Here is a 9,371-nt window from a genome sequence, read left to right as displayed (position 1 = left end):
GGTGCTTCGGATCCCACCCCACGCTGGGAGAAACGCGCACCCTATACCAAAGCGGAGATCGACACGCTGCTCCAGCATGCTGATCCTCAAGAACGCGTTTACGTGCTGCTTGGTGCCGACTGTGGACTGAGAAACTCGGAGATGTCCTCCTTGCGGCGCGACGACGTTCATCTGAACGGCGAGCAACCTAGGATCACCATTTTGGGCAAAGGGGGACGGCGGCAGTCGGTGGGACTCTCGCGCCGAGCCGAGCAGGCGCTCAAGATCTGGTTGGCAGCGACGCCGGACTTCGGCCCCTGGGTCTTAAGGTTGCGCAGCCGCAGTGGAATTCGCGATTCACTCATCAGGCTCTGTCGCCGGGCAGGCGTGAAGTACGAGGGCCGCGAAGTGCATGGTCTACGGCATACCGCTGGCACCCGCATGTACAGCGAAACCACCGACCTGCTGGCGGTGAGAGACCACCTCAGACATAGCAGCACTGAAACCTCAGAGATCTACGTCCAGTATGCCAGTAAAGGCAAGATGCTCAACCGTGACTGGTGAAAACAGCGCAGGAAGAATTCTGAAGATCAGATTATCCCTGCCTTCCGTGCGCCACGAAAGGGCAGAACCGCCAGCTTCTCCCCTTTTACAGAAGGAGCGATGCAGAAAAAAAAGACACAACACGAAATGTTTTGCCCCAAAAAGGGCTTGCTGAGCCGACATTCCGCCCCCAAACTCCACACATTGCAGCATGTCAGATCAAAAGGCGATATCCGAAGTTGTCGCCCAGCTCGTCCGACTCGCCTGCAAGAAACGGCTGAGTTACGACGAGTTCACCCACATCTGCCAGTAGGCCCACAAGAAACTCAAGCTGGAGAAGCCAAAACGCGAGCATCGATTGCCGCAGTTCCTGGCGGGCGAGGAACTCAACCGCTTTTCAAAGCGGTAGGCGGTGGGGGCCAGGTGCAGCACGACCTGCTTGCTCAAGCTGGGAAGGCCGTGCTGGCATGTGCTTTTTTCTTTGGCGGTTTAAAATTCTTTGATCTCGACATTGGTAGCGAAGTCAAAAATTCGCAAGGATGACATGCTCGCCGCGCAGTGCTGGGATTCACTCCGAAAAGCCTGACATCAAATCGTTTAACCCACGAAGCGCTTGAGTAAGACCCTTCCCACCCTCTGGACGCTCCCGAGGAGAACACGTGACGAACGCTCCCCACGCCCCGCTCAAACCCGGCACCGCTCCACCACTGCCTCCCCGTTCGCACTTCCTAGAGGTTCTGCTGGTTTTCACCCGCCTGGGTCTGACCAGTTTTGGCGGCCCAGTCGCGCATCTGGGCTACTTCCGTGAGGAATTTGTTCACCGCCGCCGCTGGCTTGACGAGCACAACTACGCTGATCTGGTCGCTCTGTGTCAGTTTCTGCCTGGACCCGCCAGCAGTCAGGTCGGGATGGCGCTCGGGATCAGCCGGGCAGGGCTGTGGGGAGCACTGGCCGCCTGGCTGGGTTTCACCCTGCCCAGCGCCATCGTCTTGGTGGTGTTTGCCCTGGGCGTGACTGCCGTGGGTGACCTCGGGAACGCGGGCTGGCTTCAAGGCCTGAAAATCGTGGCCGTGGCAGTGGTGGCGCGGGCTGTGCTGGGCATGGCAAAAACACTGACGCCGGACCGCGCACGTGCCGCGCTGGCCCTGGGTGCCGCCATCACCGTCTTGCTGTTGCCCACCACCTTCATTCAAGTCCTGGTCATTCTGGCAGCGGGTCTGATCGGCTGGCGCTTCCTGCCTGGTGCGGGGCTGGTCGGGGGCGCAGAATTGCCGCTGGCCCTGTCCCGCCGCCTCGGTGGGGCCTTTCTGGGGCTGTTCGGCTTGTTGCTGGTGGGTCTACCCCTGTTGCGGCAGACTGTGGGCGGACCGTTTCTCAGTGTCTTTGACAGCTTTTACCGCGCGGGTTCACTGGTCTTCGGCGGCGGACACGTCGTGCTGCCACTCCTGGAAGCGGAAGTGGTTCCGCCCGGTTGGGTCACCCGTGACGCCTTCCTCGCCGGGTACGGTGCTACGCAAGCGGTGCCTGGCCCACTCTTTACCTTCAGCGCCTATCTGGGTGCGGTCAGCCAGGTGGGACTCAACCGCTTCGTCGCGGCAGCCGTGGCCTCGGTGGCGATCTTCCTGCCGTCATTTTTGCTGGTGGCGGGTGCCCTGCCGTTCTGGAATGCCCTGCGTACCCGGCCCACTGTGCAGTCGGCGCTGCGCGGCGTGAATGCCGGTGTAGTCGGCATTTTGCTGGCGGCGCTGTACACGCCCGTGTTTACCGCCGCTGTGGCGACACCCCTTGATTTTGCGTTGGTTCTGGGCGCGTTCGCCTTGCTGGAATACGCGAAGTTGCCGCCGTGGCTGGTCGTGGCTCTCTCAGCACTGATGGGCGGGCTGCTGCTGTGAGCGTGTGCGGTGAATCACAACCAGTTGAGGGCTACCCTTCGAGGACGTTGCACAAGGGGAATGCCTGAAGGGCTGGAGGGCAGATTTCGCTTAGCGGTATAAAAGTTCTGGAGCTTGTCTTTGCGCCATGAAGCGCACCGCAGAGTTGGTTGATCTCAATACGCTTTCGGGCAGTAGTTACGTCCTTATTTCAAAGCCTGCCCAGAGAGAAGCAAGCCGAGCATCTCGAGCGTCAGCTCAGCTTCAGCGGAATGACGCCGCATTTGACGGTGATGATGGGCGATCAACTGCGCGCCGCCGTCCTGAACGGCCAACTCTCGGTGCCCCAGGTGATTCAAACGCTGGCACGGACCCTGCCGCTCAGTGCGCCGGAGAGAGCCGCTGCCGTACTGGCCCTGCTCCCTGGAACCGATTCGTAAAGTTTGGGGGAAACCTTGAGTCGAATGTCCGGAAAACCTGGATATTCCCTCTCTGAGACGTTATTTTCTACTTTTTTCCGGTCGTTCGTAAAGTTTGGGGGAAATAAGCCTTTTTTGTTCGTAAAGTTTGGGGGGAAATATTCTCAGCCGTTCGTAAAGTTTGGGGGAAATTTTGGAAAATGACGTGTGGGACGTCATTTTCAGTTTTCAGACTTCCGAGGCCGCTTTCAGAGCAAATTGAGCGGGTGTTCGTAAAGTTTGGGGGGAAAATCAGCCCTCTGAAGCTAAAAGAGGTGTCTGACACGCGTTCAGCTTATCTAGACAAGTCGCCTATGATGATATGATGATTATGTTTTTTTTAAAAAGCTTAAAAATCATCATATCAGAGAAGCATCATTTTCTGGAGCCGCCCGAGTCTTCCTCATCGGACGTGACCCAACCCCAGTGCAAGGATTTAAGGAACTTTCGAGTTGTGGTCGCTAAATTTGGAGGAGAAGAATCTCGACGGCGGTGTCATAGCAATATCACTCCTCCATTCGTATGCACATAGTCGCAGGCAAATTCGCTAAACTGATTGCCTGATCAAACCCAACGCTTTGCATCTGCGCCGAACATAAATTGGGATCGCCTTTGCTGAGTGTAAAATCAGAACCTCAACAAATTCAGCGCCGGGCAGCCCTACTGACAGACCCCGACGCAGCAAGCAGATGTCTGATGTTGGCCTCCCGATCTCCGTCACTGTCACGCTGCACCACTTTAGTATCTAAACCGCAGCACTTTACCGAGCTTTCTTAGAGGTTTGAATGACTAAAGCCAACGACGACATCAATCTTTTGCAGGTGTTCAGCACTCTGCGCCGCAGCCTGCTGCCAATTCTGGGGGCGACGGTGCTGGTCGGCGCGGGCACCTACTTGGTGTCGCGTTCGCAAGCGCCCATCTACGAGTCACGCAGCAGCATCATCAGTCTATTCAGCAACGTGGGCAATCAGGTGGTCAATAACACTCTGGTCACTGCTCCGCCACTGCCGCAGGGTGCGCTCGACGAGGCCCTGCGCTCCGGCAGTGTGACAAAGGCGATCATGCAAAGCGTGACGGCGGCCCAACTCGGCTCCAAACCCACAGAGCAGATTCAGGCGGGCTTACAGGCGAGCCTCAACACCGGCAACACCAGCATGATCAAGGTGAACTCGCGCCTCGATACTCAGCAGCGCGGCGTCTACGAGATCGTGGCCCAAGCTGGGACGCCCAGGGCCGCCCGCGTGCTGGCCGGGGCCACCGTGAACGCTCTGCTGGGCTGGGACGGCGCGCGTGCTCAGCGCGGGGTGGCCAACGCCCGGCGCAACATCGACGCGCAGCTCAAGGCCCTCGATATCCGGATTGCGAGCGTGCCGGCGGGCAGCCCCGACGGCCTGAGCCTGACAGCGGCACGCGGAACCTTGCTGCAAAACCTCTCGCAAGTGGCGGTACTGGAGCAAACCTCCAGCGGCACCCTCTCGCCGGGAGCCGATCCAAGCGACCCAGTGACGCCCGTCGCTCCCCGACCCACCCGCAATGCGGCGCTGGCGGCCCTGCTGACCTTATTTGCCGCCAGCGGCCTGACCCTGCTGCTCAGCTCACTGCGTGGACGGGTGAACAGCGCCGCCGATCTGATGCCGTTGGGGCTGCCGCTGCTGGGACAGGTGCCGCTTATAGGTCGGCGTGATTTAGGCGGCGGGATGCTACGGGCCAGCCGGTCGGGTCGCCTCTACGAGTCGCTGGGCTTTCTGCGAATCAACCTCAGCAGTGTGGGCGGTGAGCAGGTCAAGATTCTGGCCATCACCAGCAGCCGCCCCGGCGCGGGCAAGAGCAGTCTGGCGGCCACTCTAAGTGCCAGCTTCGCCGATGAAGGCAAGAGGGTGCTGCTGATCGACGCCGATCTGCACCGCCCTACCCAACACCGGCTCTGGAATATGGCCAGTACTCAGATCGTGCCGCTGCCGGGAGCACAGGCCGACCTGAGCGCCGTGCAAGCCACCTTGCCGTTCGCCTTGCAGCATCCTGAGCTGGCATGCGCGGTTCACGACCCGGCGTACCCGAACGTCGACCTGCTGCCCGCCGGGCAAGCCAGTCGACAGAGCCAGCAACTGCTCAATCGACCCGATCTGGCCGGGCTGTTGCACCGCTGGGCCAGCGCCTACGACCTTGTCATCATTGACACGCCGCCGATTCTGGCGCTGGCTGAGACCCTCAAGTTGGCCATCAGCACTGACGGCGTCATTCTGGTCGTCGAGTCGGGTGAAACCAGCTTGGATGAGTTGGAGCGGGTGCAGCAGATTGCCCAGCAAAATGGGGTCAAGCTGCTCGGTACAGTAATCAACAAAGTGCCTCGCTCGGAGCAGAGCTATTACTATGGGTACAATTACGCGGAGTTACCGCAGAAATGAACCGAAGAATCAGTGGCAAGCGGCAACGGCCAGCCACCGAAGGGAATGGAAGTTGCCTGGATCCCGGCACTAACACTGCGGCACTACTTGACTTTGCAAGACACCCCACGCCCACCGGAGGCTCTGTTCTAACCCAAACCAATTTTTGGGGAGTATCTCACTCGCTTTCCACCCGCTGGTTATTTATGCGATCAATATAGACGTCGTCAAGGAACCTACCTAACAGGAGTGAGTTTGTCATCACACACGCCACTTGCAACCGAATCCACTCAACGGCCCGCACCTGCGCTGGGATGGCGGGTCTGGTGGGCCGTGTTGGTACCGCTTTACGTGCTTTCCCCGCTCGCCCTGCTGGCCCTGCCAAAACTTCGCCACCTGCCCCGCCCGCTGTGGTGGGTGTTGGGCGGCTACGCACTTAGCCAGCAACTCCCGGCCCTGCTGTCGCCCGAGCCGCTGCTGGCCACTATCCTGGCCCTAGCTCGCACGCTCTTGATGTTCGGCTTGATTGGGACGGGCCTGGCGCTGTCGGGTACGCCCTGGCTGCGTGGCTTGGCCTGGGGCCTGGTGGCGGTCTACGCTACTGCCCTCCTTTACAGCGGGCTGGGCACGCCGGAGCTGACTCAGCAGCGGCTCTTTCATCCCTATATGACCTCGATCACCCTGGGACTGACGGGGGCGTTCGGCTTGTGGTGGGCGCTGTTCGCGGGTGGGCGTTGGTGGTGGCGTGTACCGCTGGGCGTGGTCGCTATCTCTATCATGCTGCTCTCTGGCAGTCGAGGTGGGCTGGCGGCGGCTGGTCTGGGCGCACTGTTGGGCTTTCTGGTGCGGCTGCGCTGGCAAATTGCCATAAACCTGCTCTTGGGTCTGGTGCTGCTGGGCAGCGGCTTGTATGCGGCCCAGCGCCTTGATATTCAGTCAGTGACACGGCTGCTCAGAACCGACACGTCAGGCCGGGACATAGTGTGGTGGAACGCAATTTCAGTGATTCAAAGTGCGCCGCTTGCGGGTGTGGGAAGCTACCGCTTGGGCGCACGCTTCGCGCCGCCGGGAGGCCAGTGCCTGCTGTGGCCTGCGCCCGAAGGTACTGGTGCGCCGTGTTCCGATCTGATCAGTCACCTAGGTTATCCTTGGCTGATTGCTCACAACGTAACTTTGCAGCAGTTAGCTGAAACTGGCCCGCTGGGCTTACTAGGGCTGTTTTCCCTTCTTGGCATGGTAGCCGTGAGTGCCGTATGGGTACGCGATCCATTAGGTGTGGCCGTTATCTTTGGGCTGTTACTGGCCACTGCCACAGACAACACCCTTCTTGTGCCAAGTCCGGGGGTGGCTGAGGTCTTCTGGGTGATGGTCGGAGCGGTGCTAGCCCAGTTGCCCAACGACGTCTCGGCAACCCGCTGGCCGTTGCTCGGCTGGCCAGCGAGCCTGACGGCGGCAGGCTTGATGATAGTCTTATCAGTGCCGCTGCTGGCTTCCCTGAAGATGCCGCCGCCCAATCCGATTTATAAGATAACCACTCTAATCGCGCCTACCACGGTCAAAACAACTCAGAAATATAGCTTCTATGTTCAATTCGATTTGCCGCCGGGCAGGTATCGCACTGAATTGCGAACTTGCCTCAAGAGTTGCACTTACCTGATCGGCATGCCGATCAATGTTCAGGCTGGGCTCGTAGCGCCGTTACTTACTTTCAAACAGGATCTGTACGCTCAGCCAAGTCAGCGTCTGGAACTGCTGCTCTATCCCAGTGACTCGACGCTACGCCCGATGCCCTTGGCCCAACGGAGTTGGATCGTGAAGTGGCAGCCATGAACTTGTATAGGAAGGCTCTGCTAATTAGCATCCCCCTAGTCGCGGCGGGCTGGCTGGGTGAAGTGGCCCGCCGCCTGACTACTCAGCCACTCCTAGTGATTCCACCCTCGATCCTGCACTGCACCAAGCCGCCGAAATTTGAGGTGGGCTATCAGAGCGGCAAGGATAATCTTATTATTCAAAATGAAACTTACCGCTTTCTGAGTACCTCTTGGTTGCAAGCCGACCTCTGCTCGGCGGGGACGCTGGAAATTACGGCCCACGGTGAAGTGGCAGGTAGTGAAGAACCAATCCTGCTCGCAGCACTCAATGGCCAAGTGCTCAATACGCAGCCCTTCAATCAGGAACGTACTTGGAAACTCAACGTTTCGGAACCGGGTCGTCTGATTTTAGGCTATTTTAATGACTATACTCTTACGGATGTTCGGATAGCGACCCTGTCAAGCTTCTGGTTTAGCGGCCCGACCTGTCATGTATTGCCTCAGATAGACGTGCCAGCCGCCGGGGGAAAATGGTACCCGGCAGCGAACGTAGCGACTCTAGTTAACGGTCTAGCTCTCACAGCGGTGCCCTGCGGCCCAGGTCAACTTACTTTTACCCTAGTGGGCCGTGAGGGCAATAGAGCCTTTCCCCAGCTTATTATCGTGCAGGCAGGCGAAGTCCTTGGCAAACCAATCAGCCGGGCGCAGTTGCAAACGGTCAGTCTGACTGTGAGTGCCCTGCCCATTACCATAACCATCACGAACCCTTATTACCAAACCTTGGCGGATCGGAATCTGATCGTGACCCGCCTCAAGTTTTCGCCACGTTGACAGCCAGTAAAAGCCTATCCGGAAGATCTGGTCTACTGAAGTCCAGTGACGACGACTCAAGCCCACCAAGATCAGATTAATGATCAGAACATGCAGCGAGTAATCCCTTTTACGAAAAAGCGGGCAGGCGTCCGTTCTGCTCAAGACAGGCCGTGGCTTTTTTAGGATCTCACGCTCCCAGAGCAGGATTGCAACCCCCTTACGGAACCTACGAATCTCCTGCTGGTCAGCAGTCAGCAGTTGCTTACCATGACCGGAAAATGCGGCCTGGCCACTCTCGTGCTCAACACTCATCCATTTGCGGAGGAGTGAAACACTGACGCTCAGGTCGTCGTTTCGCTCTCCGATTTCAACTGATCGCGGCCCTCTGCAACCTTACGCGAGCCTGCCAATCATGACTTTCGCAAGAGGTCTACTCTTGCACCCAGAAACTGTCATCTACTTAAGGGGTAATCAGAATATTGCCTATCATTTCCTTTGATTTCGCGTGACCTAGGTAAAGGCGACTTTATAATACCGGAAATAAACCCTGCTGACCAGCTGAAATGTATCACTGGGAATGCCAGCAGTGTGATCGGTAAATATTTTAGATTAAATTTTTTTAAATCTGGTGATAATGAAAATAAAACGCACCCTAAAGCATAAGTAGCCGAAGGTACCATAAGGTGCTTTTTACGAGAAATAATAAAGGCAATGAGCGAGCTCATAATGAGCGCTGTAGCAATAGGTACAAGCGCTTGCCGAGGATGTAGCGATGTTCTATGTATAGATAGTGTTGCTATTTTCCATTTCCCATACTTAAAGTATTGTTTTCCTAAGTGGAGAATGCTTTTTCGAACAAAATACTTTGTACGTAGTTGTGGGATATATAAGACTCGCCCTCCCCGCTTCCTAAGGCGTACATTCAATTCATAGTCTTCATTAACCGCCATTAATTCATTAAAACCACCAATCTCTTCCAGTATACTTTTACGCCATGCACCTAAATACACTGTATCCGTGTATTTAGATGCACGGCCCACCCGATATGTAGCATTCCCATTTCCAAATGGAGATGCCAATGCCCGAGCTATGCCAGAAGTAATGTACGTATCACCACAAGGTATTTGAGCCCCACCAGCATTCTCAGCCTCACCTTTTAAGATGGGAGAAATAATTAGATCTATATAATCTGATTGATAGATACTATGAGCATCGGCGCGCACTATTATTTCACCCGTCGCATATCTTAAACCTAGATTTAAAGCAGCCACCTGAATTCGTTTCGCATTGTTTATTAACTTTATATTTTTATAGTTTTTCTGGAGTTCGGAAACTATATTTAGAGATTGATCTGAACTTCCTCCATCGATAACGATAATTTCTATCAAATTTGCCGCGTAGGTACCATTCAGTATTGATAATAGAGAACTTAGGATATATTTTTCCTCATTAAGCATTGGAACTAGCACTGATACACGGGCATTGTTAGAAGGAATTGAAGAGCGGCTCATC

At 56.4% G+C, this 9,371-nt stretch carries 8 protein-coding genes and 1 pseudogene; 7 read left to right on the top strand and 2 right to left on the bottom strand.

Features of this window, described 5'->3' with window-relative positions:
* From FNU79_RS15200 to FNU79_RS15175, 7 genes are all read left to right on the top strand, one after another.
* Positions 1–543: tyrosine-type recombinase/integrase (locus FNU79_RS15200; RefSeq protein ID WP_143721661.1), on the top strand; the 543-nt coding region annotated here is incomplete at its 5' end.
* A gap of 99 nt (positions 544–642) precedes the next feature.
* Positions 643–1,065 (top strand): hypothetical protein, encoded by a 423-nt coding sequence (locus tag FNU79_RS15195; RefSeq protein ID WP_143721660.1) that lies wholly within the window; start codon positions 643–645, stop codon positions 1,063–1,065.
* A 116-nt stretch (positions 1,066–1,181) separates the two neighbouring features.
* Positions 1,182–2,414 (top strand): chromate efflux transporter, encoded by a 1,233-nt coding sequence (gene chrA, locus FNU79_RS15190; RefSeq protein WP_225430108.1) that lies wholly within the window; start codon positions 1,182–1,184, stop codon positions 2,412–2,414.
* Positions 2,415–2,665: 251 nt separating this feature from the next.
* Complete coding sequence (locus FNU79_RS19195) at positions 2,666–2,833, top strand: hypothetical protein (RefSeq protein ID WP_185974747.1); 168 nt, start codon at positions 2,666–2,668, stop codon at positions 2,831–2,833.
* Positions 2,834–3,636: 803 nt separating this feature from the next.
* Positions 3,637–5,256, top strand: coding sequence for a tyrosine-protein kinase domain-containing protein (locus FNU79_RS15185; RefSeq protein WP_143721659.1), 1,620 nt, complete (start codon positions 3,637–3,639; stop codon positions 5,254–5,256).
* A 234-nt stretch (positions 5,257–5,490) separates the two neighbouring features.
* Complete coding sequence (locus tag FNU79_RS15180) at positions 5,491–7,065, top strand: O-antigen ligase family protein (RefSeq protein ID WP_143721658.1); 1,575 nt, start codon at positions 5,491–5,493, stop codon at positions 7,063–7,065.
* 95 nt (positions 7,066–7,160) lie between these two features.
* Complete coding sequence (locus tag FNU79_RS15175; RefSeq protein ID WP_143721657.1) at positions 7,161–7,877, top strand: hypothetical protein; 717 nt, start codon at positions 7,161–7,163, stop codon at positions 7,875–7,877.
* 156 nt (positions 7,878–8,033) lie between these two features.
* On the opposite strand, the pseudogene FNU79_RS19520 reads toward FNU79_RS15175, so the two are convergent.
* A pseudogene (locus FNU79_RS19520) lies at positions 8,034–8,207 on the bottom strand (IS3-like element ISDds1 family transposase); the annotation flags it as partial.
* A 104-nt stretch (positions 8,208–8,311) separates the two neighbouring features.
* Positions 8,312–9,370, bottom strand: coding sequence for a glycosyltransferase family 2 protein (locus tag FNU79_RS15170; protein WP_143721656.1), 1,059 nt, complete (start codon positions 9,368–9,370; stop codon positions 8,312–8,314).
* Position 9,371: the final 1 nt, after the last annotated feature.

Origin of the sequence: Deinococcus detaillensis (genome assembly GCF_007280555.1) — a bacterium.
Classification (GTDB): Bacteria; Deinococcota; Deinococci; order Deinococcales; family Deinococcaceae; genus Deinococcus; species Deinococcus detaillensis.
Note: the sequence above shows the minus strand (reverse complement) of the source record. Positions and strands in the feature narration are given on the sequence as shown.

Excerpts from the sequence above, each read along its gene's own strand:
- FNU79_RS15195 (WP_143721660.1), top strand. The coding sequence starts at position 643 with ATGCAGAAAAAAAAGACACAACACGAAATGTTTTGCCCCAAAAAGGGC.
- FNU79_RS19195 (WP_185974747.1), top strand. The coding sequence starts at position 2,666 with ATGACGCCGCATTTGACGGTGATGATGGGCGATCAACTGCGCGCCGCC.
- FNU79_RS15185 (WP_143721659.1), top strand. The coding sequence starts at position 3,637 with ATGACTAAAGCCAACGACGACATCAATCTTTTGCAGGTGTTCAGCACT.
- FNU79_RS15170 (WP_143721656.1), bottom strand. The coding sequence starts at position 9,370 with ATGAGCCGCTCTTCAATTCCTTCTAACAATGCCCGTGTATCAGTGCTA.